The sequence below is a fragment of the Streptomyces sp. NPDC005303 genome (genome assembly GCF_040607335.1).
Lineage (GTDB): Bacteria > Actinomycetota > Actinomycetes > Streptomycetales > Streptomycetaceae > Streptomyces.
In genome coordinates, this window is sequence record NZ_JBEXGM010000002.1 from 407,711 (window position 1) to 430,854 (window position 23,144).

25 protein-coding genes and 1 pseudogene are annotated in these 23,144 nt (G+C 69.8%); 14 read left to right on the forward strand and 12 right to left on the reverse strand.

Annotated elements, in window-relative coordinates; all coding sequences use genetic code 11:
- Nucleotides 1-115: 115 nt before the first annotated feature.
- Complete coding sequence (locus ABZT93_RS05790) at nucleotides 116-865, forward strand: HNH endonuclease (protein ID WP_356099462.1); 750 nt, start codon at nucleotides 116-118, stop codon at nucleotides 863-865.
- On the opposite strand, the gene ABZT93_RS05795 is transcribed toward ABZT93_RS05790, so the two are convergent.
- On the reverse strand, nucleotides 862-1,494 hold the full coding sequence (locus ABZT93_RS05795; protein WP_356099465.1) for an ATP-binding protein: 633 nt from the start codon (nucleotides 1,492-1,494) through the stop codon (nucleotides 862-864). The genes ABZT93_RS05790 and ABZT93_RS05795 overlap by 4 nt on opposite strands.
- 219 nt (nucleotides 1,495-1,713) lie before the next feature.
- Between ABZT93_RS05795 and ABZT93_RS05800 the strand changes: the two genes are divergently transcribed.
- From ABZT93_RS05800 to ABZT93_RS05835, 8 genes are all read left to right on the forward strand, one after another.
- On the forward strand, nucleotides 1,714-2,559 hold the full coding sequence (locus ABZT93_RS05800; protein WP_356099467.1) for a helix-turn-helix transcriptional regulator: 846 nt from the start codon (nucleotides 1,714-1,716) through the stop codon (nucleotides 2,557-2,559).
- A gap of 15 nt (nucleotides 2,560-2,574) precedes the next feature.
- On the forward strand, nucleotides 2,575-2,763 hold the full coding sequence (locus ABZT93_RS05805; RefSeq protein ID WP_356099792.1) for a DUF397 domain-containing protein: 189 nt from the start codon (nucleotides 2,575-2,577) through the stop codon (nucleotides 2,761-2,763).
- A 138-nt stretch (nucleotides 2,764-2,901) separates the two neighbouring features.
- Nucleotides 2,902-4,602, forward strand: a complete 1,701-nt coding sequence (locus ABZT93_RS05810) for a hypothetical protein (RefSeq protein ID WP_356099469.1) — start codon at nucleotides 2,902-2,904, stop codon at nucleotides 4,600-4,602.
- Entirely contained in the window at nucleotides 4,599-5,147 is a 549-nt protein-coding gene (locus ABZT93_RS05815) for a hypothetical protein (protein ID WP_356099472.1), read from the forward strand. Before ABZT93_RS05810 ends, ABZT93_RS05815 begins: the two co-directional genes overlap by 4 nt.
- 40 nt (nucleotides 5,148-5,187) lie before the next feature.
- The gene (locus tag ABZT93_RS05820; RefSeq protein ID WP_356099474.1) at nucleotides 5,188-5,700 is read left to right on the forward strand and encodes a nucleoside deaminase; all 513 of its coding nucleotides are present in this window, start codon (nucleotides 5,188-5,190) and stop codon (nucleotides 5,698-5,700) included.
- A 53-nt stretch (nucleotides 5,701-5,753) separates the two neighbouring features.
- A complete protein-coding gene (locus ABZT93_RS05825; RefSeq protein WP_356099476.1) occupies nucleotides 5,754-6,743 on the forward strand; it encodes a BtrH N-terminal domain-containing protein in 990 nt (329 codons plus the stop codon).
- 50 nt (nucleotides 6,744-6,793) lie between these two features.
- A complete protein-coding gene (locus ABZT93_RS05830) occupies nucleotides 6,794-7,417 on the forward strand; it encodes a hypothetical protein (RefSeq protein ID WP_356099479.1) in 624 nt (207 codons plus the stop codon).
- A gap of 100 nt (nucleotides 7,418-7,517) precedes the next feature.
- Nucleotides 7,518-7,817 carry a zinc-ribbon domain-containing protein gene (locus ABZT93_RS05835; protein WP_356099482.1) on the forward strand — a complete coding sequence of 100 codons (300 nt, stop codon included), beginning with the start codon at nucleotides 7,518-7,520 and terminating at the stop codon, nucleotides 7,815-7,817.
- A gap of 112 nt (nucleotides 7,818-7,929) precedes the next feature.
- Here ABZT93_RS05835 and ABZT93_RS05840 read toward each other — a convergent pair whose 3' ends face one another.
- Entirely contained in the window at nucleotides 7,930-9,777 is a 1,848-nt protein-coding gene (locus ABZT93_RS05840) for a sigma-70 family RNA polymerase sigma factor (protein WP_356099485.1), read from the reverse strand.
- Between the two features lie 226 nt (nucleotides 9,778-10,003).
- On the opposite strand from ABZT93_RS05840, the gene ABZT93_RS05845 reads away from it, so the two are divergent.
- Nucleotides 10,004-10,420, forward strand: coding sequence for an SsgA family sporulation/cell division regulator (locus tag ABZT93_RS05845; RefSeq protein ID WP_356099487.1), 417 nt, complete (start codon nucleotides 10,004-10,006; stop codon nucleotides 10,418-10,420).
- Nucleotides 10,421-10,470: 50 nt separating this feature from the next.
- Here the strand turns inward: ABZT93_RS05845 and ABZT93_RS05850 are convergent, their stop codons facing one another.
- From ABZT93_RS05850 to ABZT93_RS05860, 3 genes and pseudogenes are all read right to left on the reverse strand, one after another.
- Nucleotides 10,471-11,013, reverse strand: a complete 543-nt coding sequence (locus ABZT93_RS05850) for an HAD domain-containing protein (RefSeq protein ID WP_356099490.1) — start codon at nucleotides 11,011-11,013, stop codon at nucleotides 10,471-10,473.
- Nucleotides 11,010-11,585, reverse strand: coding sequence for a GNAT family N-acetyltransferase (locus ABZT93_RS05855; protein ID WP_356099795.1), 576 nt, complete (start codon nucleotides 11,583-11,585; stop codon nucleotides 11,010-11,012). Before ABZT93_RS05855 ends, ABZT93_RS05850 begins: the two co-directional genes overlap by 4 nt.
- A gap of 90 nt (nucleotides 11,586-11,675) precedes the next feature.
- Nucleotides 11,676-12,719: pseudogene (locus ABZT93_RS05860) on the reverse strand (alpha/beta hydrolase); the annotation flags it as partial.
- Between ABZT93_RS05860 and ABZT93_RS05865 the strand changes: the two are divergent.
- Nucleotides 12,621-13,100: a hypothetical protein gene (locus ABZT93_RS05865; RefSeq protein WP_356099493.1), complete on the forward strand. Its 480-nt coding sequence runs from the start codon at nucleotides 12,621-12,623 to the stop codon at nucleotides 13,098-13,100. The pseudogene ABZT93_RS05860 and the gene ABZT93_RS05865 overlap by 99 nt on opposite strands.
- Before the next feature lie 13 nt (nucleotides 13,101-13,113).
- On the opposite strand, the gene ABZT93_RS05870 is transcribed toward ABZT93_RS05865, so the two are convergent.
- Together ABZT93_RS05870 and ABZT93_RS05875 are read right to left on the reverse strand one after the other, a co-directional pair.
- A complete protein-coding gene (locus ABZT93_RS05870) occupies nucleotides 13,114-13,527 on the reverse strand; it encodes a DUF2267 domain-containing protein (RefSeq protein ID WP_356099496.1) in 414 nt (137 codons plus the stop codon).
- Between the two features lie 116 nt (nucleotides 13,528-13,643).
- The gene (locus ABZT93_RS05875) at nucleotides 13,644-14,069 is read right to left on the reverse strand and encodes an Hsp20/alpha crystallin family protein (RefSeq protein ID WP_356099499.1); all 426 of its coding nucleotides are present in this window, start codon (nucleotides 14,067-14,069) and stop codon (nucleotides 13,644-13,646) included.
- 183 nt (nucleotides 14,070-14,252) lie between these two features.
- Between ABZT93_RS05875 and ABZT93_RS05880 the strand changes: the two genes are divergently transcribed.
- Nucleotides 14,253-14,555, forward strand: a complete 303-nt coding sequence (locus ABZT93_RS05880; RefSeq protein WP_356099501.1) for a hypothetical protein — start codon at nucleotides 14,253-14,255, stop codon at nucleotides 14,553-14,555.
- Between the two features lie 3 nt (nucleotides 14,556-14,558).
- Here ABZT93_RS05880 and ABZT93_RS05885 read toward each other — a convergent pair whose 3' ends face one another.
- A complete protein-coding gene (locus ABZT93_RS05885) occupies nucleotides 14,559-14,936 on the reverse strand; it encodes a VOC family protein (protein WP_356099504.1) in 378 nt (125 codons plus the stop codon).
- 141 nt (nucleotides 14,937-15,077) lie between these two features.
- Between ABZT93_RS05885 and ABZT93_RS05890 the strand changes: the two genes are divergently transcribed.
- On the forward strand, nucleotides 15,078-16,505 hold the full coding sequence (locus ABZT93_RS05890; protein ID WP_356099798.1) for an alginate lyase family protein: 1,428 nt from the start codon (nucleotides 15,078-15,080) through the stop codon (nucleotides 16,503-16,505).
- Between the two features lie 367 nt (nucleotides 16,506-16,872).
- Here the strand turns inward: ABZT93_RS05890 and ABZT93_RS05895 are convergent, their stop codons facing one another.
- Nucleotides 16,873-18,324, reverse strand: a complete 1,452-nt coding sequence (locus tag ABZT93_RS05895; protein WP_356099507.1) for an MFS transporter — start codon at nucleotides 18,322-18,324, stop codon at nucleotides 16,873-16,875.
- A 67-nt stretch (nucleotides 18,325-18,391) separates the two neighbouring features.
- Nucleotides 18,392-19,783, reverse strand: coding sequence for a DUF445 domain-containing protein (locus ABZT93_RS05900; protein WP_356099510.1), 1,392 nt, complete (start codon nucleotides 19,781-19,783; stop codon nucleotides 18,392-18,394).
- Nucleotides 19,784-19,978: 195 nt separating this feature from the next.
- Between ABZT93_RS05900 and ABZT93_RS05905 the strand changes: the two genes are divergently transcribed.
- Nucleotides 19,979-21,313 (forward strand): SGNH/GDSL hydrolase family protein, encoded by a 1,335-nt coding sequence (locus ABZT93_RS05905; RefSeq protein WP_356099513.1) that lies wholly within the window; start codon nucleotides 19,979-19,981, stop codon nucleotides 21,311-21,313.
- 104 nt (nucleotides 21,314-21,417) lie between these two features.
- Here ABZT93_RS05905 and ABZT93_RS05910 read toward each other — a convergent pair whose 3' ends face one another.
- Nucleotides 21,418-22,116 carry a DUF1707 domain-containing protein gene (locus tag ABZT93_RS05910; protein ID WP_356099516.1) on the reverse strand — a complete coding sequence of 233 codons (699 nt, stop codon included), beginning with the start codon at nucleotides 22,114-22,116 and terminating at the stop codon, nucleotides 21,418-21,420.
- A 33-nt stretch (nucleotides 22,117-22,149) separates the two neighbouring features.
- Nucleotides 22,150-23,133, reverse strand: coding sequence for an ATP-binding cassette domain-containing protein (locus ABZT93_RS05915; protein ID WP_356099802.1), 984 nt, complete (start codon nucleotides 23,131-23,133; stop codon nucleotides 22,150-22,152).
- Nucleotides 23,134-23,144: the final 11 nt, after the last annotated feature.

A 23,144-nucleotide genomic window follows, 5' to 3' on the forward strand; every position in this document is an offset into this window, starting at 1 on the left:
CCATCACTGAGGGTGACAGACCCCACTGACAACGAGACCTCACCAAGTTTGCAGCACGTCCCGCGGTTCGCTGAACGCACCCTCCGCCACGCCGAACACTCATACGATATTGCACATGCGGATACCTGCCTGGACCGAGGACGAACTTGTACTGGCCGGAGCCCTGGTCGTGAAGAACGGCTGGCGCGAGCTGCGGACCAACGACCGGGAGGTCCAGGAGCTGTCTGAGCTGATCCGCTCGCTCCCGATCCACTCCCCGGAGGAACGCGCCCTTCCCGGATTTCGGTCTCCGGACAGCGTGAGCCGCAAGACCACTGACTTCATGTCGAACCACAAGCTGTACTCCGGCAAGGCCACCCGCTGCGGCAAGCCCACGCTGCTCATGATCGATGCCTTCTCGGACCGAGAGGTCGAGATGCTTCAAGCCGCCGAGACGCTTGAGGAGGGCATTGCCTCTGGGGAACTGCACCGCATCCCTCCGCAGCCCGACGAAGTCGACGAGAGCGGCGCGTCCGCCATTGAGGGACGCCTCCTCGTCCGTCGCGCCCTGGCCCGCGAGCGCAACCCGAAGCTCCGCGCCCTGAAGATCAAGCAAGTTCAGCGTCGCGGGCGCCCGCTCCGGTGCGAGGTCTGCGACTTCGACTTCGCCCGCACGTACGGAGACCTGGGCGAGGGTTACATCGAAGTGCACCACGTCACTCCCCTTTACGCCTCCGGGACCCGAGAGACCTGGCTCGACGACCTTGCCTGCGTATGCGCCAACTGCCACCGGATGTGCCACAGGAGCCGTCCCGGAGAATCCTGGCGTACACCAACCGCCCTCCGGGACGAGATGCAGAAGTCCGCTCAGGATGTCGGCCACTAGGCTGCGTCCGCTTCTGCTTCGTAGTGCACCTGAGCGCGGTCGAGCATGTCGTCCGGATCATGGCCACGGGCGGCGGTCCAGTGGAGGAGGTCCGCGATCAGCTCGATCGCTGACTCCTCCAGGGCCATCTCCCGCCTTACTCCCAGCAGGCCGAGGCCCCCGATGCGGCCCTGATATCTCTCCAGCGCCTCAACGGCCCGCTCGATGCGTCGGCACGCCTGCCCCGAGGTGATCGCGATCTCACACCAGACTGCCTTGCCCACAGCGGTGAGGACCGTTCCCCAGTCCACAGCCAGCGCCGCAAGGAGGTGAAGCCCTCGGCCGCACTCCGCGTCACAGCCTGTCGACTTGGGCGCCGGCACCACCTGGCTCTTGTCGTGAACCTCAAGTCTCAGCCGCTCTCCCCTCCACTCAAGGACCAAAGTCGCCGATACGCCTTCGCCGACATGCTTGAAGACGTTTGTCGCCAGCTCTGTGACGAGCAACTCCGTCTCGTCTGCTGCTGCGGACACGCCCCAACGGCTCAGCTGCTTGGCAGCGGCCTTCCGGAGAAGGCGCACTTCCGTCGGCACTGCCTCGAATGGCAGGACACAGCGGAGCTGGGGCTCGGACACCTCGTAGCCAGGCATGGCTATTCCTCCCTCCCAAGCCACACAGCTGTCGCACCTTCCGTGTTCTCACGACTGCGCTGTGTAGCGATCTGGAAGCGAGCATGGCACAGAGAAGTCTCGCTGTGTAACTTCTCACGAGAACCCATCGGGTGAATCTGATGGTGGGTCCAGGTGCTCCCTGCCTAGCCTGATGAGAACCACCGGGCCTGACGACCTGGTACTTGGCGGAGGAGCCGCATGCCCGAACGCACCACAACCCGGCGTCGCCAACTAGGCGCGACAATGCGCAAGTTGCGCGCCCGCAGGGGTCTGACGCTTGAGGAGGCCGGGAAACTCGTCGGCGTGTCCAAAGCGACGGTGAGCAGGTACGAAACCCAGGCCGGACCAGTCAAGTGGATCGTCATCGATGCGCTTTGCCGCGAGTACGGAGCAACCGAGGCCGAGCGTACGGCGGTTGTCAGGCTGGCCAAAGATGCTAAGCAGCAGGGCTGGTGGAGCTCCTTCGCCGACACTATCCCGGAGAGCATGAACCTGCTGCTCACTCTGGAAGACGAGGCGGTGCACGAGAGCCACTTCGCGTGCGTTTACGTCCCCGGCCTCCTCCAGACCCGTGCGTACAGCACCGCGCTGCAGAAGGCCAACGAAGTGCCGCTGGAACCGGCGGAGATCGAACGGCTAGTGGACATCCGCATGAAGCGGCAGGAGATCCTCTCCCGGCCGAAGCCGCCTCGCCTGTGGGCCATCCTCGACGAGTCCGTGATCCGTCGTCTCGTCGGGTCGCCGGCGGCCATGAGGGAGCAGCTCGACCGGTTGCTCGAAGCCAACGAGTCGCCTCACATCACGCTTCAGGTTCTGCCCTTCTCCAAAGGAGCACACGCAGCTGCTCTGGGAAGCTTCGTCATCATCGGCGGCGTCGAACCAGGCCTGGACGTCGTGTACGTCGACTTCCACACCGGCTCCCTCTTCTTGGAGAAGGACGAGGAACTGGACCGATACAGACTTGCGTTCGAGTACCTCCGCGCACAAGCGTTGGACATGGAGGCCTCCTCCGCCCTGATCCATCGCGCCCGCAAGGAGTTGTGAATGCCCGTCGGTCCCATGACTGCGTCTGAGTCTGCCTGGTTCAAGTCGTCTTACAGCGGTGGCAATGCGACCGAGTGTGTTGAAGCCGCGGTCATCCCGTCCGGTGTACTCATACGGGACTCGAAGCGCCCCGAGCATCAGCACCTCACCGTGTCAGCGCCCACCTGGGCTGGCTTCCTGGCAAGCCTCAACCTGCCGCACTGACCGGTCGACTCCGAACCGACCTGATCACCTGTTGGCAACCTCCGTCATCCCTGAAAGAGTTGAGCGACACCACGGAGGCTCAGGGGACACGGAGCGACAGTGCAGGTATGGAGACAGATCTGGCTGTTCCTGTGCGCCGTGGGCCTCGCATTCGTCGCTCTCGCCTATCCCCGTAGCCACGACGATGTCGTCGACGCGACCCAGTTCAGCATCGCCTTCTTCGCGACGCTGTTGACCGGTGAGGCGGTCATCTTCGCGTTGACCTTTTCCGCCGCCAGCTCGTGGCCGTCGTTACGGGCGATCGATGGGCACATCGCGTTCCGGGAGTGGGTGCTGATCGGATGGTTCGCGGCGCTGTTCACCGGCTGTGGGCTGCTCGGCGACAACGTCGCCAGTGCCACCTACGGAGCGCTGCTGTTCCTGTTGGCGAACATCTACGGGGTCTTTTCCTTCGTTCGGCTCTTCGGGCTGGCCAGCATCGGTGGCCGCAATCAACTGCTGCGCCGCACCTTGGCCGAGGCCCTGGCTCGACAGGGAGGCAATAGCGGCAGTGGACGCAGCAGCCGTCCCGGCTCTTCCGCCCCCGGCCTTGAGCACGACCCCATCGTCAACTCCTATCTGGGAACCGTGAGTCAGGCCGCGACCGGCAACGATCCCACCGCCATCCGGCATCTCGTCGACCAGTTGGTGGATGCGGAGGTGCCGGTCGAGGCCGTCGACGACACCATCACCGTTCATCTCGATGTGCTGCACCGCCTCGCACGGGCCACTCTCGCCGGTGGCGCCGATCCGATCCAGGTCGTCTCCTGCGCACACGCGCTCATCGACTCGGTGATCGGTCACTGCCGACGGCTGTCCGACCCCGCTCCACCGCTCGGCGCTCTCAGCCGCTACCTCGCATGGCTCGCCAACACCGCCCTGCTGATGTCGGTGCGTGGCGTCGCCTCCAGTCGGGCCGCCCGTGAGCTGGCCGCGCTCACCACGGACGCCCGGCTGAAGATCCTGCGCTGCGTCGACCCCGACCCCAAGTCCGCCACCCACCACGACGAACGCGGTTCCATTCTCACCAGTCCGCTCCAAGTGCTGCTTTGGACTGGCGACTTCACCGAATTCCATGGCGCCCATCAGGCCAGCTCGCTCTACGGGACGTACGAACTCCTCACCGGTACCAAGTTCATGGGGAACTACTGGGATGGAGCTTCCATCCTCAGCCAGTTACGTCAGTCCTTGTACGGCGGTCAAGGCCGCGTGGCCACGCCTGAAACCGACGCTGCCCGACGGGTTTTCGGTTCGCAGGAGGACTACGACCATTTCTGGGCCCTCGTGTCTGTGACGGCGCTCGCGACCCTGCGCGATGCCCGGCTGTCTCATCCACCGGAGCTGGTACGACCCGAGTTCACGCCCGATCACCAGTTGTTGGGCGCCTATCTGCGGACTTTCGCCACCCACCGCTACTTCACCACGGCAGCCGAGGCCCGCGAGGCCCTCCTGAGTCTCGTCTGCCGCGCGGACCCTCCTGGTTCGGCCGCGGCGGGGATACGGCATGCCCGAGGCGGCCGTACCTACCGGCTGCCCGTCCCCCTGGTCGAGCCTCAGCGGCGGCCCGCCGCGATGGTGCTCGCCATCGCCTGCCGCCTGGCCCCGCTCGCTCCCACCGAGAGCGACTCCGAGTTGCGCGACTTCCTCGCCGCACTCCCCGCGCCCGCCCTGCAGGCGACCGCTCGCCTCGCTACCCGGGTGCTGCCCGGAGCCGCTGAAGCAAGCGACCCCGCCGAGGCCGTCGTCACTGGCCTGGCTGTCCTCCAACTTGTCGGCGCTCACACCCGGGAGGGAACGTGACCGAACCCGTCATAGACATGGCCTCCTGGCGCGAACGTCTCGCCGAGCTCGAAGCTCCTGACGTGGCATCGGCCGTGGTCGTGCAGTGTGGCCAGGTCTGGCTCCAGCCCGAGTTCACAGCCTTCCGCAACGAGGTCGACCAGGCCATCATGACCGCCCAGCTGCGACGCGGGGACCGTCTCACCCTCACCCGCGTTGTCCTGCACAACCTCCCTCTCACGCCCGAGACGATCTCCAGACCACCCGCTGTCGACCTGGCTTTCGCCGAGTGGCACGAGCGGCTCTCCGCCACCGGAGTGCTGCTCTGCCCAGCCGACTCGTCAGCCGTCCCGCGCATCCACCGGCTCATACTCCGCGGCGACCAGTCCGGCGCAGACATCCCGGATATGGTCGAACTGTTGAAAAACGGGGACTGGACCGATCCCCACAAGGCCCAACTGGCGTTGCACACCGTCACAACCGCCGGGGCCACCACGCCCCTCACCGGCTACGACATGGATTTCGACGGCCCCTTCGGCGACGCTGACCCCTCCATCTACATGTAAGTGCACCCGCAACCGGCTCGACGGAACACTTGGAGACAAGGTGCCCTACGCTCCCGAGACCCCGCAGGACCACGACTTCCTCACCCAGGCCATCGAACTGTCCCGCCACGCCCTGGAGGACGAGGGCAAGACCCCGTTCGGCGCGATTGTCGTCATCGACGGCGAAGTCGTCGCCACCGGTACGAGTTCGGTCGTCGAACTCCGTGACCCCACGGCACACGCCGAGGTCATGGCTCTGCGTGCCGCGGGTACGAAGCTCGGGCGCCATCTGATGGAGGACGCCGTGATGTACTCGAGCAGCGAGCCCTGCCCCATGTGCCTGACCGCCTGCTACTGGGCGCGCATCCCTCGTCTCGTGTACGCCGCCACCAGTCACGACGTCGCCGTCAACGGCTTCGAGGACCTTCAGTACTACCGCGAACTCGCCCTCCCCAACGCTGAGCGCACTCTTCTCACGGAGACCTCCGCGGGCGGCGAGGCCCGCGAGATCGCAGCTTCCGCCCTGGCCGGCTGGGCGGACAAGCTGCCTTTCCCCGTAGAGCCCAAGCTCTAAGGCTCACGCGCCGAGACGGCCTGGTCGGATCACCTGCATCAGAAGGCCACCGCATGACCATCGTGCAGGGCATCGACCCCCGCGGGACGCAGCACTGCGAGACCACAACCCTCGGCGTACTCCTGCGCCACCAGGGCATCGACCTCTCCGAACCCATGCTCTTCGGGCTGGGCCGTGGGCTGTCCTTCGTTTACTGGGACAGCAAGAGCATGGGGTTCCCGTTTCTCGGGGGGCGGGTGAAGCCGTTCGAGGTCTGTCGGAATCTGGCTGATGTTCTTGGGCTCGGGCTTCAGGTGCGGGAGACGACCTCGCCACGCAGGGCGTGGGCGAATGTCGTGGAGGCTATCGGTGCCGGGCGACCTGTGGGGCTGCAGCTCGACAGTTATCACCTGGAGTACTTCACGGCGAAGGTGCACTTCGGGGGGCATGTCGTCGCCATGTACGGCTATGACGACGAGGTCGCCCGGCTCGTGGACACCGAGCAGCAGGGCGGTGCCGTGTCCACCAGTTTGGCGAGTCTGGCCGAGGCCAGAGCGGCTCGGGGGCCCATGGCTGCCAAACACCGGTCGTTCACCGTCACCGCGCCCCCGGACCTGCCCGCTGCTCACACGAGGATCGTTCCGGCCATCACCGCCTGCGCCCACGCCTTCCTCAACCCGCCCATCGCCAACCTGGGGCACCGTGGCATCGACAAGGCCGGCAAGGCCGTACGCACCTGGCTTCGGCGGAGTGACGACCCGGGGCGGGATCTGCCGCAGGCCGCGCTGCTGATGGAGAGGGCCGGGACCGGGGGTGCGTTGTTCCGCAATCTCTACCGTGACTTCCTCGCCGAGTGCGAGCAGTTCGTCGACAGTGATCGTCTACGGACCGGCCACCGGCTGTACGCCGAGGCCGCCACCCTGTGGACCGAGGTCGCGGCGCTGATCGCCAGGGCCGGTGAGTCGGGCGAGGACCGGTTCCTCGTACGGGCGGGTTCGGCCCTCCAGGAGTTGGCGCGCATCGAGCGCGAGGCGATGGAGTCGCTGAGCCGCGTGGAGGCCTGAGAACCGCAACCGCCGCTCTGTGCTGGGCAGTTCGCGGCTAGGGTGCGCTGATGGACCTTGCGCAGTGGCGGGCCCGCCTGGCGGCCAGGCCGCCGTTTCCGTACCAGGCCGTCTGTGTCCTGGGGCTCGTGCTCGCGGCCGTGGTGAGCTGGGGCAGCGTGTTGGTGGTCGTCGCCGGGCGGGTGGTTCCGGCGTGGGTGCTGGGTGGGGCTCTGATCGTCGTGTCGCTGGTGCTCATGGGCGTTCATGGCGTACGACGGCGACGCTCGGCCCCTGACGACGGCGATACGGCGGTGACGGCCGGGCGATACGTGCCGCGCCGATTCGGGTACGTGCTGTTGACGGTCCTGGCCGTCGTGAGCGTCGGGTTCGGGGTCCTGGGTGACCTGGGGGCGCAGTACCTCGTCCTACGACCCAGTGGGCCCGGCGGCTGCACGGCCGTCGTACGGGAGACCGCGTTCCTGATGGCGGGCAGCGGTGAGGTGTACGGCGTGGGGGGCTCCACCGGGGTCGCGTGGGGGCCGTCGGGGTCCTGGTTCGCCGACGACGGGTACCGGCCCGTGGCCGAGGGGTCGTACGAGCTGACGTGGGGCCGGGGCGAGGGCGTCCTCGTCGTCCATGGCAGCAGCGGGAATCCGGTCTATCCGGCGATTCACTCGGTGGACTGCGACTGATCGTCGGCGGAGTGAGGGCGGCCGGACGTGAGCGGCGCTCGGTGCGGGCATCCGGGGCGGGGATACTGCCTCTCAAGCACCGATCCCGGAAGGCGGCACCATGCTCATCCTCTTTGGCACCAAGGGGTACCTGTACCAGCTCGCGATACTCACCCTGGTGTGCGGGCGCTGCGGGAACCCGGCCGCGCACACGCTGCGCAAGCGGGTCACGAAGTTCACGCTGTTCTTCGTGCCGCTGTTCCCGATCTCCACCAAGTACGCGACGCAGTGCACCTTCTGCGGGGCGGAGAACAAGGTGAGCGCGGAGGACGCGGAGCGGTTGCAGACGCAGGCCGGCTCGGGCGGGCAGGGGGGCCAGGTGTACGGCGGACAGGCCCCGCAGCAGCCGTACCACCAGTAACGGTTCAGGTGAGCGTGCGGGCCACCCCGCCGCCGAGCAGGTGGTCGTAGACCCGTGCGGGGTGCGGGTTCCTGCCCCGCCCACCTGACGGCGGGGCTGGCGTCGGCTGTTTCTACGTTGGTTCAGCTTCCCTGCCGGGGGCGGGTGTTCCGGGGACGCAGTGGTCGCCCGGGGTGGGAGGGGTGTAGGGGGTGGTGGGGGCGGGCTCGGGTGACGGGTCCGGCGGAGGGGCTGACGGATCAGGCATCTCCGGTGACTCCCGTCCTCCCGGTGGTTCCGGCGCGGTGGGCGGTTCCGAGTACGTCGGCGGGTCCGGTGTGTCCTCGACCGGTGCGGGATCAGTGGGCGTCGGGGTGCCGGGCTCCGGTACGGGCTGCCCCTCCCCCGGCGTGCCCGGCTCCGGCTTCTCGGGCTCGGGCTGCTGTTCCTTCGGCGGGGCAGGCGTCGACTCCACGGGCGGCTCCGGCTCCGGCTCCTCGTCTCCCGGGGCGGGGTCCACGGGGCTGGGCCCGGGGTCAGGCACTTCAGGCGCGGGGTCCACGGGGCTGGGCCCAGGGTCGGGCACCCCCGGCTCAGGCTCCACAGGGCTGGGACTCGGATCCGGCACCCCTGGCTCAGGCCCCACTGGACCGGGCCCAGGGTCGGGCACCTCCGGCTCGGGCCCCACAGGGCTGGGCCCGGGGTCAGGCACTTCCGGCGCGGGGTCCACGGGGCTGGGCCGAGGATCCGGCACCCCCGGTGCAGGCTGCTCCGGTGCTCCCGGGGTGTCTACGACACCGTCGCCGTCAGCGCCGCCCGAACCGCCCCTGGAGTCACCCGTGTTCTCGGATCCCCCGCCATCCTCCGCGACGACCGCCCCCACCCCGTCGCCCGGATCCCCGTCCCCATCCCCATCCCGATCCTGGTGCCGGTCCTGGTTCCGCTCGGCCTCGACCGGCAAGGCACCCCCTGGCGCGTTCCCCACCGCCCCCGCCGACGGCCCCGCCACCGGCGGCTGCGCCACCGGCAGCCTCTCCGGCGAAGTCACCGTCGTGGGGGACTCGTTCAGGCCGAGGGCCAGTACGACCGCGACGACCGCCGCGGCTGCCGTACCGGAGGCGAGGGCGGCCTTGGTCTTGGGGCCCGCCGCACGGGCCGTACGAAGAACGCCCTGGCCGGTCGCCGAAGCGGAGCCCACGGAACCGGCCGTGAGCGACGCGAGGAACTTCCCTGCACCGCCGCCCACCGCGAAGACCAGCAGCGCGGGGCCGACGAGCGCGGGCAGCCGGTCGTTGGCGCGGATCAGGACGGTGAGGCGCCCGCGGCATCCGTCGCAGTCGTCGACGTGGGCGAGGAGGCGCTCGGACTGGCGCGGGGTGGCGTTGCCGCGGACGTAGGCCGGCATCCGGACCCAGTGGACCTCGCACGCGGGGTCGTCGGGCGCCTCGGTCTGCGAGCGCAGGAACGCCTGGCGCATGCCTTCGCGCGCCCGGTGCAGCAGGACGGCCGTCGCGCCCTGCTTGGCGCCGATCTGCCGGCCGACCGTCTCCAGCGGCTGGCCCTCGGCGTCGGCGAGCCACAGGGCCCGCACCCAGCGTTCGGGGAGTTCGCCGAGGACACGCACCAACAGGTCGGTGGCGGAGACCTGTTCGGCCGGGTCGACCACGTGTCCGGCCGACGCCTGTTCCGGGACCTGCGGGTCGCGCGGGGTCTCGTGCGTGGCGCTCGCGACGGAGGAGGCGAGGTGGCGGACGGTCGTCATCAGGTACGCCGGGACGTTGTCGATCTTGTGCCCCGCGGACAGCCGCCGCCACACGCGGAAGTGCGCCTCGGCGACGAGGTCTTCGGCCGCCCAGGAGTTACGGGTGAGTGAGCGGGCGTACGCGACGAGGCGCGGCTGTTCCTCCTCGTAGATCCGCACGTAAGCGGCGGTCGCGGCGGGGGACGTCCGGGCGGGCACTCTGGCGGGTTGGTCGGTCATGCAGGAACGCTCCAGTTCCCGGCGGGTGGGGGGTCGGAAGAGTTTGTCAGCGTAGATGACAAAACTTTCAATCATTCAGTTCCGGACGTGATTCAGATCACAGAAGTTGTCGTCCGTCGTGGCGTAATCGATCGGTACTCCGGCCACTCGACAAGGCAATGGACCCGACAGCCCCGCGCCCCAGGCCCCGAGCCCCAGGCCCCACCCGAGACGGAGAACGCCTCCCATGCGCCTCACCAGCCTGCAACAGACCGTCCGCGCCCGCCTGATCAGCCCCGCCCACCCGGAACTCCCGGTGCGGCCCACGCTGCGCTACAGCTCCGCCGAGCCGTTCGCCGTGCACATCGACTTCCCCGCGCATGTCTCGGCCGACGGCGAGGGCGTGACGTGGATGTTCGGGCGGGCGCTGCTGGAGGAGGGGCTCGAGGCGCCCGCCGGGGCGGGGGACGTACGGATACGGCCGTGCGGATGGGCCCGGACCGTCGTCGAGCTCCACTCCCCGCTGGGCCTCGCCGTGATCCGCTTCGGCACGGCCACCCTCCGCCGCTTCCTGCTGCGCTCCTACGACGTCGTCGAGCCCGGCACCGAGGATCTGGGCCCGGACCTCGACCACGGGCTCGCCTCGCTGCTCGACGAGGTGTGAGACGGCGCTCGGCACCCGTGGGCAGGGGCGTTGAGGTCCGGGGATCGCCCTCACAGGCCCCGCGCGAAGGCCGAGAGCTCGGCGAAGTCCGCTTCCCGCAGCCCGAGTCGGGGGTCGACCCGGTGCAGCAGGGCCGGACCGTCATGGTGTGCGGCGACGAACTGCCGGTCACTGTCGTCGAGTTCGTCGTCGAGCCAGGCGAAGGGGCGGCCCTCGGCATGGGTGACGAGGTGGTGGGTCTTCCAGAAGGTGCCGTCAGGGCCGGGGGTGAGCATGGTGGGCCAGTCGACGACGGGGAGGGGTGGGAGGCCGAGGACGGGGGCGATGAAGGTGTTCGCCTCCTCGCGCCACGTGGTCGCCCAGACCAGGTCGTAGCGGTCGGTCAGCTTCAACAGGGCCTGTCCGTGGGACGGGTTGAGCCAGACCCGAAGGGGCTTGACGCGGGACGGGGGCAGGCCGGGGTGCTGGGCCAGCCAGCCCTCGGGCTTCATGCGGTGGGTGGTGTAGCCCTCGGGGCGGCGTTCGGGCTTGGCGGCGTAGGGGTTGAGGGGGCCGTCGACGTCGAGGTAGAGGAGCGGGCGGCCGGTGTTCATGATTGCTCGCGTCGGCGTTGTTCCCAGTCGGTGCGCAGCACTTCGTACTCCACCTCGCCCTGTTCCGACCCCTCGATCGCCTCCGGCCAGTCGCGGAAGAAGGTGCGCAGGAACGTCAGGCCGGACTTCTCCATCACGCGGCGCGAGCCCTTGTTGACGGTCATGGTGTTGGCGGTGACGCGTTCGACGCCGAGGTCGGTGAAGCCCTTGTCGATGAGGGCGCGGGAGCCCTCGGTGGCGTAACCCTGGCCCCAGGCGGCCCTGTTCAGGCGGTAGCCCAGTTCGACGACGGCCGGGCTGCCGTCGTCGAGGGGACGGAACTCGAACCAGCCGAGGAAGGTACCGGTGGACTTCTCCTCGGCCGCCCAGTAGCCGCGGGTGCCGAGGCCGGGGTGGTCGTGGAGGAGGCGGGGAAGGGTGCGGGTGCGAATCGTCTCGGGGGGTGTGGGCGCGCCGCCAGTGAGGAAGCGCATCACCTCGGGGTCGCTGTTGAGGGCGACGAGATGGTCTTCATCGGCCTCGGTGAACGCCCGCAGCCGCAGCCTCAGGGTCTCCAGGAAGACGTACGTCACGGGCTTCTCCTCGTCGGCTCGTCGGCTCGTCGGCTCGTCGGCTCGTCGGCCGGCCAGGAACTTCTCGATCTCCCGGTGGAGCAGTTCCGGCTGGTCCAGGTGTACGTCGTGGGCGGCGCCCGGGACGACGGCCGTGCGGATGTCCGGGCGACGGGACAGCATCTCGGCCGCCTCCGCGGGCTTCATGGTGCCGGACGCGCCGCGCACGAGGAGTGTGGGACAGCGGATCCGCGACCACTGCGGCCAGTAGCCGTCGACGGCCAGTTCCCTCATCGTCCGGACCAGCGTGTCACGGTCGAAGCGTGGACGAAGGCCGTCCGCCCGCTCCTCGAGCCCCCGGGCCCATGCCTCGTGGCCGAGGAAGGCCGTCGCCTCCTCCAAGGACGTGAAGGGAAGGGGCCAGCTGTCCAGCCAGCCCGCGATCTCACCGGGCAGCTCCGGGCTGCGTCCCGCCGGACCCGCCTCGACCAGGACCAGGGAGTGGACCAGACCTGGATGGTCCACCGCGAGCAGCATCGCCGTATGGCCGCCGAGGGACTGGCCGACGAGGATCGCGGGAGCGAGATCCAGTTCCCGCAGCAGGGTCACGGCGTCCTCGACATGGGCGGCCCGGCTCACCGACGCCGGGCGGCGGGTGCTCTCACCGTGGCCACGGGCGTCGTACGAGACCACGCGGTGCCCGGCCGACTCCAAGCGCCCGGCCAGGTCGTCCCATTCGCCCAGATGTCCCGCGAGTCCGTGCAGGAGCAGCACGGACGGTTCGGGGCGGGGGCCGGGGCCGGGGCGGTCACGGTAGGCGATGCGGGTGCCGTCGCCGACGGTGAGGTGGGTGGTGAGGCGCTTCAACTTTGCTCCCCCTCGCCTGGGTTGCGTACGTGAGGGAAGCCTCGCCCGACCCGCGCGCCGAGCGCCAGCTGTTTTCCACGTCCCGTCTGTGACAGCCCTGTTGCCGGAACTGTGGGCTCCGCCACAGCCGTTCGCATCCTGTGCTGCTGGACTCGGGCGGACCCGGAAACGATCAGTCAGGGGGCCGGGATGTTCTGGTTGATCCCACTGTTCATCCTGATCCTCGTGGTCACCGCGTTCGCACTCCTCGGCTACGGCGGCGGCCGCACCGCCGACTGGTTCACGCACCGCGCCGAACTCCCCGCCGCTCTGCGCGGGTTGGCCGCGTTGACGGGCGCGGTGGCGGCCGCCGTGTACGCGTGGGGCCTGCTGTGTGTCGGCGGCGCGGTCCTGGAGGCGGAGGACGGCGGGGCGGGCTCGTCGCCGATCCTGCCATGCCGTACGGATGAGCGGGCCGTTCACGTCATCGACTACTCGGTGAGCTTCCTGCCCCTCTCCTTCGTCTGTGAGACGAGCGACGGCGGCGGTTACCCGGCCGACGAGGTCCCCGGGTACGTCACTCCCGTCGCCGTGATCCTCGCCCTCGCCGCGGTCGGCTGTGCCGTCTCCTCCGCCTATGTGACGGAGCTGCGGTTGCGGGCCGGGGCGCGCAAGGGCGAGGACCGTTGAGCGGGCGGGAGCGTCAGGCTGTGAGGACCAGCTCCGCCTTGCCGAACAGCAGGGCGTAACCGGACGGCAGTCGGTCCAGCACCCGGTCCACGAGTTCGTGGCCCACCAGCTCGGGCAGCACGCTCAGCACCGAGCTGACGTGCCAGCGGGCCGTCGCCGGGGTCGCGTCCTCGATACGGGCGGCCACCGCGTCAACGAACTCCGGTGCCGGCAAGGGTGTGTTGAGCGGGATGCGGGAGGCGAGGACCCTGGCCGCCTCCTCGGGCAGGGCCTGGGCCAGGTCGACGCGTTCCTCGCCGGTGACGTGGTCGCCGAGGGCGGACAGGACGACGCGCAGGACGTGTTCCGCCTCCGCCGGGGTCACGTACTGTCCGGCGTCCTGCACCGCCTCGACGAGGCCGGTCCAGCTGGGTCGGTTCGCGCTCATGTACGGGGTCTCCTGGGTTGTTGCTCCGGGCGTCCCGCGGGACGGACACATCGCCCCGCGGGACGCCGCTGTCTGATGCGGGGCTCGGGCAGCCACCGCCTGATATGGGGCCTGCGTCAGCGGCTGATCTGCTTGCGGCCGCTGTCGCCGCCCGTGATGTGGATGCGGCGCGGCTTGGCCTGCTCGGCCACGGGGATGCGCAGGGTGAGGACACCGGCGTCGTACGAGGCGTCGATACGTTCCGTGTCGAGGGTGTCGCCGAGGAAGAGCTGACGGGTGAACGAGCCCGTGGGGCGCTCGGCGACGATCATCTCCGCGCCCTCGGGGGCGGGGAGGCGGCGTTCGGCGCGGACGTTCAGGACGTTGCGTTCGACGTCCAGGTCGATCGACTCGGGGTCGACACCGGGGAGGTCGAAGTGGACGACGAAGTCGTCTCCCGACCGGTACGCGTCCATCGCCATCGCGGCGGGACGGGCGTTGGAACCGAAAACCTGCTGCGTGAGCCGGTCGAACTCACGGAAGGGGTCGGTACGCATGAGCATCACAGTCCATCTCCTTTCCACAGACTCTGCGGTGCGATGCCTACGCCTTCTTATATAGCTCGAAGCCAGGAAACTTGACAAGCTCCGACTCAGGTTCGTTTTTCGGGACCGGCCCGGAGTTAGCCTCGGACCGTCGGCGGGGTCGGTCGTGACCGTGCCGATCATGAGCGTCAGGAGGCAGACATGGCGAAGGTTCCCAGCGCGCTGGTAGCGGCGGGCGGGCTCGTCGGCGGGTACGGCGTGGCCCGCTGGACGAAGAAGCGGCAGCTGGGCGGGGCGGTGCTGGCCGTCGCCGGGGCCGCTGCGGCCCAGCAGTGGCGGGAGCGGGCCGGCGGGAAGGCGGCCGGGGCACTGTCGGCGGCGTACGTGGCCGCCTTCGCCGGGTCCCACCCGCTGGCCAAGAAGGTGGGCGCGTGGCCCGCGGTCTTCGGCGTGGCGGGCGCGGTGGCACTGGCGTCCTGGGCGGTGGCGGACCGCAACGCCTGAGAGTCACCGGACCCTCGCTCCCCCGGCCCGGTGGGTCAGTACGTTCACCACCCGGCCGTTCGGATCCCGGACGAAGAAGCGCCGTACGCCCCACTCCTCGTCCCGCAGCTCCCGTACGATCTCCGCTCCCGACGCCACGACCTGCGCGTACACGGCGTCGACGTCCTCGACCTCCACGCTCAGGTCGGGGACGACGGGCGCGGTGCGCTCCTCGGTGAGGAAGCTGATCTGGGCGGTCGGGTTGGCGGGTGACGCGAGCGTGACGACCCACCCCATGTCCATGACCTCCTCGAAGCCGAGCAGGCCGTAGAAGTCACGGTTCGCGGTCAGGGCCTCCCCGGACTCCACGTGGATGTCGGGCATGATCCTGCGGATGCTCATGGGCACGGCTCCTTCGCTGTTCCCTTTTCTGTCATCGACCTTTTCTGTTATCGACCGCTCCACCCTCGCGTCTCCTGAGCGTCCCCAGCCACCGGCACGCGAGGAATGACGTTCGTGACTTCACAGATCAGCCGCCGCGGCATGCTCAAGGCAGCGGGCGCCGCGGGTGTCGCGGTGACCGCCGCCACGGCCCTGCCCGCCACCGCCGTCGCCGCCGACTCCGCCTTCGCGCACCCGGGCCTGCTGCACACCCGGGCCGACCTCGCCCGCATGGCCGCCAAGGTGAAGGCGGGCGCCGCGCCCTACACGGCCGGTTTCGCCAGGCTGACCGCGAACCGCCATGCGCAGAGCGGCTGGACGCCCAACCCGCAGGCGACGGTGTACCGGGGTGCGGGCAGCCCCCAGAACTACGCGACCCTCTACAACGACATCCACGCCGCCTACCAGAACGCCCTCCGGTACCACGTCAGCGGCGACAGCGCGCATGCCGACACCGCCGTGGCGATCCTCAACGCCTGGTCGGCGAAGCTGACTTCCCTCGAAGGCAGCGCGGACCGTTTCCTCGCCGCCGGGCTCTACGGCTACCAGTTCGCCAACGCCGCCGAACTCGTCCGCGACCACCCGGGCTTCGACCTCTCCCGCTTCCAGGAGATGCTCAGCAAGGTCTTCGCCCCGCTCAGCGACGACTTCCTGGTCCGGCACAACGGGGCCGTCGTCACCAACTACTGGACCAACTGGGACCTGTGCACGATGGCGTGCGTCCTGGCCACCGGCATCTTCTGCGACGACAGGGCCCAAGTCGCCCGCGCGATCGACTACTTCAAGCACGGCGAGGGGCTCGGCGCGATCAGGAACGCCATCCCCGTCGTGACCGGCGACGGTCTCGGCGAGTGGCTGGAGGCGGGCCGGGACCAGGGGCACGCGCTGCTCGGGGTCGGGCTGATGGGCACGTTCTGCGAGATGGCGTGGAACCAGGGGTACGACCTGTACGGCTACGACGACAGCCGGTTCCTCAAGGGGGCCCAGTACGTGGCGAAGTGGAGCATGGGAGGGGAGGTCTCCTACACGGCCAACACCCGGGCGAAGGGTGCGATCGGGGGCTGGTCCGGGAGGGAGACGGCGTCCGCAGCGGCCGGCGTCGACCCCGCGATGACCCGCCCCATCTGGGCGATGATCGCCAACCACTACACGAAGCGGCGGGGGCTCTCGGCGTCGTACCTCACCCGGGTCGCGGCGAAGTCCTCGCCGGAGGGGGGCGGTGGGGACTACGGCCCCAACAGCGGGGGGTACGACCAACTGGGCTTCGGCACGCTGGCGTTCACGCGGGACCGGGTGGCGGACACGGGGGCCTCGCCTGTCCCGGCGGGGCGCGCGAGTGCCCCCTCGGACTCCGCCGACTCCGCCGACTCCTCCGGGGGTACGGCGTCCCCCGCCGCCGGCCAGGACCTCGCGGCCACCGGTTCCGACGACATCGTCGGGTGGTCCGCGGCGGCGGGGATCACGGCGGTGGCGGGGGGACTGCTTCTGCTGCGGCGGCGGGATCGGGTGCGGCGCGGGGGTACGGAGTAGGGGGTGCCGGGTCAGGTTGTCGGGCGGGTGCGGGTGCGTTGTGGCTGGTCGCGCAGTTCCCCGCGCCCCTAGGGGGTTGCAGTCGCCCGCGCGAGGACGGACCGTTCGCCGCACTTCGCCCGCCCGCGACGGTTGTCCAGCGGGTGCGGGTGCGTCGTGGCCGGTCGCGCAGTTGCCCGCGCCCCTAGGGGGTTGTTGTCACCCTGCGTCCAGGACGGGTGCGTCTCCGCACCAGGCGGCGACGCACCCGCACAGGCCGCCGCAGGCCTCAGGGGCGCGGGGAACTGCGCGACCAGCCCCCACCGGCCCGCAGACACCCGACGACCTCAGACACCCGACGACCGCCCCCGCCCAACCGCCGGAGGCATCACGTTGCTGTGAGTGGCTTCGCGATGTCCTCCAGGGACCGTCGCTCCGCCCGCACCGCGAGGAACGCCGCCACCAGGCCGGCCGCGCACATCAGGCCCGCGCCGATCTGGAACGCCAGCACCGTGTCGCCGACCTTCCCCGTGCTCGTGAGGTCGGCGAACAGCAGCGGTCCGCTGATGCCGCCCGCGGCCGTGCCCAGGGCGTAGAAGAAGGCGATCGACATCGCCCGGGTCTCCATCGGGAACACCTCGGACACCGTGAGGTAGGCGCTCGACGCGCCCGCCGACGCGAAGAACAGCACCGCACACCAGCAGGCCGTCATCGTGTTCGCACTCAGCGACCCCCGGTCGAACAGCCAGGCCGTCGCGAACAGCAGCAGCCCCGAGAGCAGGTAGGTCGACGAGATCATCACTCGTCGCCCGACCGTGTCGAACAGCTTGCCCAGCAGCAGCGGCCCGAAGAAGTTGCCGATCGCGATGACCGCGAAGTAGTACCCGGTGTTCCCGGTCGGCACGTCGAAGAATGTCGTGAGGATCGCGCCGAAGCCGAAGGTGATCGCGTTGTAGAGGAAGGCCTGGCCGATGAAGAGCGAGAAGCCGAGCACCGACCGGCGCCGGTAGTCCGAGAACACGGTCCGCGCGATCTCCACGAACGACACGCTGCGCCGCTGACGGATCGTGATCTCACCCTCGGGCCGCGGCAGCGTGGAGCCCTGTTCCGCCTCCACCTGCTCCTCGATCGACGTGACGATCCGTTCGGCCTCCTCGTCCCGCCCGTGGATCAGCAGCCACCGCGGACTCTCCGGTACATGCCGCCGTACGATAAGGATCACGAAGGCCAGCACGGCGCCCAGCGCGAAGGTCAGCCGCCAGCCCACGTCCTTCGCGAAGATGTCCGTGTTCAGCGCGACGATCGACAGCAGCGAGCCGCCCACCGCCCCCAGCCAGAAGCTGCCGTTGATCATGAGGTCGACCCGGCCCCGGTACTGCGCCGGGATCAGCTCGTCGATCGCGGAGTTGATCGCCGCGTACTCGCCGCCGATCCCGAAGCCGGTCAGGAACCGGAACAGGAAGAACCACCAGGAGTCGAAGGACACCGCCGTCAGCGCCGTGGCCGCCAGATACACCGCCAGCGTGATCATGAACAGCTTCTTGCGGCCCCACTTGTCCGTGAGCCGCCCCCAGAAGAGCGCACCCAGGCACGCACCGGCCACATACAGCGCCGCCGCGATACCGGTGACCTGCCCGGAGGAGATGGACAGTCCGCTGCCGGGCTCCGAGAGCCGGCTCGCGATGTTGCCGACGACCGTGACCTCCAGGCCGTCGAGGATCCACACGGTGCCGAGCCCGATGACGATCGTCCAGTGCCAGCGTGACCAGGGCAACCGGTCGAGTCTGGCGGGGATGTTGGTCGTCACGGTGCGGCCGGTATCGGCCTGGGCGGTGGTCACGGACGGGCTCCCTCCTCGTCGAGCGATCCTCGAACGAACCCCACCCGGGTGCCCCCGACCTGCTCCCCTACGCCCCCAGCGCCCGCGACACGGTATAGATCAACAATCCCGCGAGCGATCCGACCACCGTGCCGTTGATCCGGATGAACTGCAGGTCGCGGCCGATGTTCGCCTCGATCTTCCGCGTCGTGTGCTCGGCGTCCCACCCGGCCACCGTGTCGGTGATCAGGGAGGTGATCTCCCGCCGGTAGGTGGTGACCACGTACACCGCGGCCCCCTCCACCCACCCGTCGACCTTCGCCTGCACCTTCGGGTCCACGGCCATCCGCGCACCCAGCGACAACAGCGACGCCCGCACCCGCAGCCGCAGCTCACTGCGCTCGTCCTCGGCGGCGGAGACGATCATCGACCGTACGGCGGTCCAGGCGGACGCGATCAGATCCTGCACCTCGCCGCGCCCCAGCACCTCGCCCTTGAGCCGCTCGACACGCGCGCGCGTGTCGGTGTCGGACTGGAGGTCGGAGGCGAAGTCCGTCAGGAACCGGTCCAGCGCGCCGCGCGCCGGATGGGACGGCATGTCCCGCATCTCGGTCACGAACCGCAGCAGCTCCTTGTAGACCCGCTCGCCGACCTTCTTGTCGACGAACCGCGGGGTCCAGCCGGGCGCGCCCCCCTGCACCGCGTCCATGACCTGCTCGTCATGGAGCACGAGCCAGTCGTGGGCCCGGGCCACCACCAGGTCGACGACCCGCCGGTGACCGCCGTCGGCGACGACCTTGTCCAGCATCTTCCCGATGCCGGGCGCGATCTCCTGGGCGTCGGCCCGCCGGGTGATCGCCTCGCCGACTACGGCCTGGACGTCGGAGTCCCGCAGGACGGTCAGGGCGCCCCTGAGCGCGGCCGACAGCTCCGCCGTGACCCGGTCGGCGTGCTCGGGCTCGGCCAGCCAGACGCCCAGCCGGCTGCCGATCCCCACGGCACGCAGCCGCTGTCGTACGACCTCCTCCGAGAGGAAGTTCTCGCCGACGAACTCGCCGAGCGACACCCCCAACTGGTCCTTCTTGGTGGGGATGATCGCGGTGTGCGGGATGGGCAGGCCGAGCGGGTGACGGAAGAGGGCGGTGACCGCGAACCAGTCGGCGAGCGCGCCGACCATGCCGGCCTCGGCGGCCGCGGCGACATAGCCGGCCCAGGGACCGGCCCCGGAGTTGTGCGCCCACGTGGTCAGCACGTACACCACCGCCACGAACAGCAGCAGCCCGGTCGCGGTGAGCTTCATGCGCCGCACCCCGCGCTGTTTCTCCAGGTCCGCGGCGCTGAAGGTGTTCATCGCACGGACGGCCGAAGCGGGGGCGGCACGGCTCGTGGACGGCACGGCTCCGTCCCTGCGGGCCTGCCGCTCGACGTCGGACGGTCCCGCGTCGGACGGTCCCGTTTCCTCAGGTTTCGTGCGTTCCATCCGCTCCACCCGTTCGGTGATCCCTCACACATTGTCCCTTCCTGACGGACTCCCGGAGCAGAACAAGAGTTCCCGGGGTCGGTCCGGACGAGGGAACCGGAGGGGGTCTCGTCACTTCTCCCCGGATTCATGCCTCATCATGGGTTCATCAGATCGGAGCCTCGGGCTCCCATCGCCCTAGGAGAACAGCACCACATGACTCGGCGTCATGGTTACGCCCTGCTCGCCGCGATCGTCGCCGTGATCGTGGCCCTGTCCACCGCCATCTACGTCGGCGTGGCGGCCGACAACGGCACCACGGACCAGACCTCGTTGTCCGGTTCCCGCGCCGTACGCCCTTCCGCCGCGCCCGCCTCCGCCGGAGTCTGGGTCGGCACCTGGTCCGCCTCCCCGGTCGGCGCCGAGCCCGGCACCGAGGCCGAGGGCATGACCGGCCGCTCCGTCCGCAACGTCGTCCACACCAGCGTCGGCGGTACGAGTGCCCGTATCACGCTGTCCAATCTCTACGGCCGGACCGCGCTGACCATCACGCACGCCTCCCTCGCCCTCGCCGCCGGCACGGCGACCCCCGCCGCGGAGGCGGGGACCACCCGGCGGCTCACGTTCGCCGCCAGCACCACGGTCGTCATCCCGGCGGGCGCGCAGGTGCTCAGCGACGCCGTCGCCCTGGCCGTCCCGGCGGGCGCGGACGTCCTGGTCACCACCTACTCCCCCAGCCTGTCCGGCCCGGTCACCTACCATCCGACGGCCCGCCAGACGTCGTACGCCGGACCGGGCGACCTCACCGGGGACGAGACCGGGGCGGGGTACACGGACCAGGTCGACCACTGGCGGTATCTCACCGCGCTGGACGTGCTCAGCGACGAGGCCGACGGCACGGTGGTCGCCTTCGGCGACTCGCTGACCGACGGCAAGAACTCCTCCATGAACGCGAACGCCCGCTGGCCCGACTACCTGAACCTGCGCCTGCGCACCGCGCTCGCCACCGGCCGGGAGCTGCCCCGCTACAGCGTCGTCAACGAGGGAATCGGCGGCAACCGGGTCCTCGCGGACGCCCGCGGACGCCCCCTGGAGAACCAGGCCGGCATCCGGCGCTTCCGACGGGACGTGCTCGACCGCCCCAACGTCAAGATCGTCGTCATCGACCTCGGCATCAACGACATCCTCCGCACGCCGGGCACCGTCGACCCCCAGAAGCTCCTCACCGGCCTGCGCGACCTGGTCCGCCAGGCCCACGCGCGCGGCATCAAGGTCGTCGGCGCCACCCTCATGCCCGTCGGCAAGCGCACCACCTGGACCGAGGCCCGCGAGGGCGTCCGCCAGACCGTCAACGCGGCGATCCGTTCGGGCAAGGTCTACGACGCGGTGATCGACTTCGACAGGGCGCTGCGGGATCCCTACGCCCCCCGCAGTCTCCGCCCTATGTACGACTCGGGGGACCGGCTCCACCCCAACGACAAGGGGTACGAGCGGATGGCGGACGTGTTCGACCTGGAGTACCTGAAGGGTTCGGCGGCGGCGAGACTGTAGGCGCGGGCGGGTGGGTGCAGCCAGGCATGCTTCCCCCGCACCCACTCAGGGGCGCGGGGAACTGCGCGACCAGCCACAACGATCCCGCACCCGCCCCCGGCCGCTCAGCGCTCCCCGCGTCGGAGCTCCCGGGCCTCCCGGCGCTCCAGCCGCTCCTGCCGCCGCTCCTCCCGCAGCCGCTGCCGGTCGGCCCTCCTGAGCTTGCGCTCGACGCCGACCCCGCCCCAGAACGCGAACCCGGTCACGACCACCCGCGGAGCGCCCGGCTCCCCCGGCACACCCTCCTCGCGTTGGTCGAAGCCGCCCATGATCCCGATCCCGCGCACCACGACCTCGACCCCGGGCGGCACGATCACCTGCATCCCGCCCATGATCGCGACACAGTTGATCTCGACCTCGCCGGCGGCGAAGTTCGCCTCCCGCAGATCGATCTCCCCGCCGCCCCAGAAGGCGAAGCAGTTGAAGCGCCGGGGCACGGTCCACCGCCCCTTGCGCTGGAACCCGGACATCACGGCGACGGCCCACGTCGAGGAGCCCTCGCCGCCGACGATCCGGGACGCCCAACTCCCGTCCGGCTCGGGCCGCTTCAGCATGTCGACCTTGGGAGCGGTCACCGGTCCGACCGGCAGGTCCCGGGTGATCGGTGCGAGCTCGCCGTAGGTTCGCGCCTTGTACGTGGCGTCCAGCCGCTCCTCGAACTCCTCCATGTCGAGCCGCCCCTCCGCGAGGGCGTCCCGCAGGACCTCGGCGACTCGCTCACGATCGGCGTCGGCAGCACGCAGCTCCGGGAGTTCTTCCGTCATACAGGGCAGCCTACGAGCAACCCCTCCCCACGGCTACGACACCGCGTTCTCCGCTTCTCCCGCGTACATGCGCGCGATCACCGCCTCGATGTCCGGCTCCCGCACCGACAGATCGACCAGCGGGTACTCCGCCGCGACCCGGGCCACCAGCGCCGCCGCCGACTCGGAGGCGGGGAACGCCAGCCACTGGCGCGGCCCTTCCACCTTCACCACACGCGCGGGCGCAGCGTCGATCGGCGGCACCTCCCGCTCCAGGTCCACCACCAGCGTGCGCTCGCTCTCGCCCACCTCGTGCAGGCCCGCGAGGGGACCGTCGTACATCAGGCGCCCGTGGTCGATGACCATCACGCGCGAACAGAGCTGCTCGATGTCCTGGAGGTCGTGGGTGGTCAGCAGGACCGTGGTGCCGCGCTCGGTGTTCAACTCACGCAGGAATCCCCGCACCTTGGCCTTGGAGATGACGTCGAGTCCGATGGTCGGCTCGTCCAGGTACAGCACCTCGGGGTCGTGCAGCAGTGCCGCCGCGATGTCACCCCGCATGCGCTGGCCCAGGGAGAGTTGTCGTACGGGAACATCCAACAGGTCGGCCAGTTCGAGGAGTTCGACACAGCGGTCGAGGTTCTCGCGGTAACGGGCGTCCGGGATGCGGTACATGCGGTGCATCAGCTTGTAGGAGTCGATCAGCGGGAGGTCCCACCACAGGGTGGTGCGCTGGCCGAAGACCACCCCGATGCGGTGGGCGAGTTTCGTCCTGTCCCGGGACGGGTCGATGCCCGCCACCCGCAGGCGCCCGCCGCTCGGCGTCAGGATGCCCGTCAGCATCTTGATCGTCGTCGACTTGCCCGCGCCGTTCGGGCCGATGTACCCGACCATCTCACCGCGCGCCACGGTGAAGGAGATCGAGTCGACCGCCCGCACCTGGCGCCGCTCCCGTTTCAGGAAACCGGTCTTCCTGCGCACGTCGAAGACCTTCTCGACGCGGTCGAGTTCGATGAAGGCGTCCGTCGCCACGTCCATCGCCGTGTCCA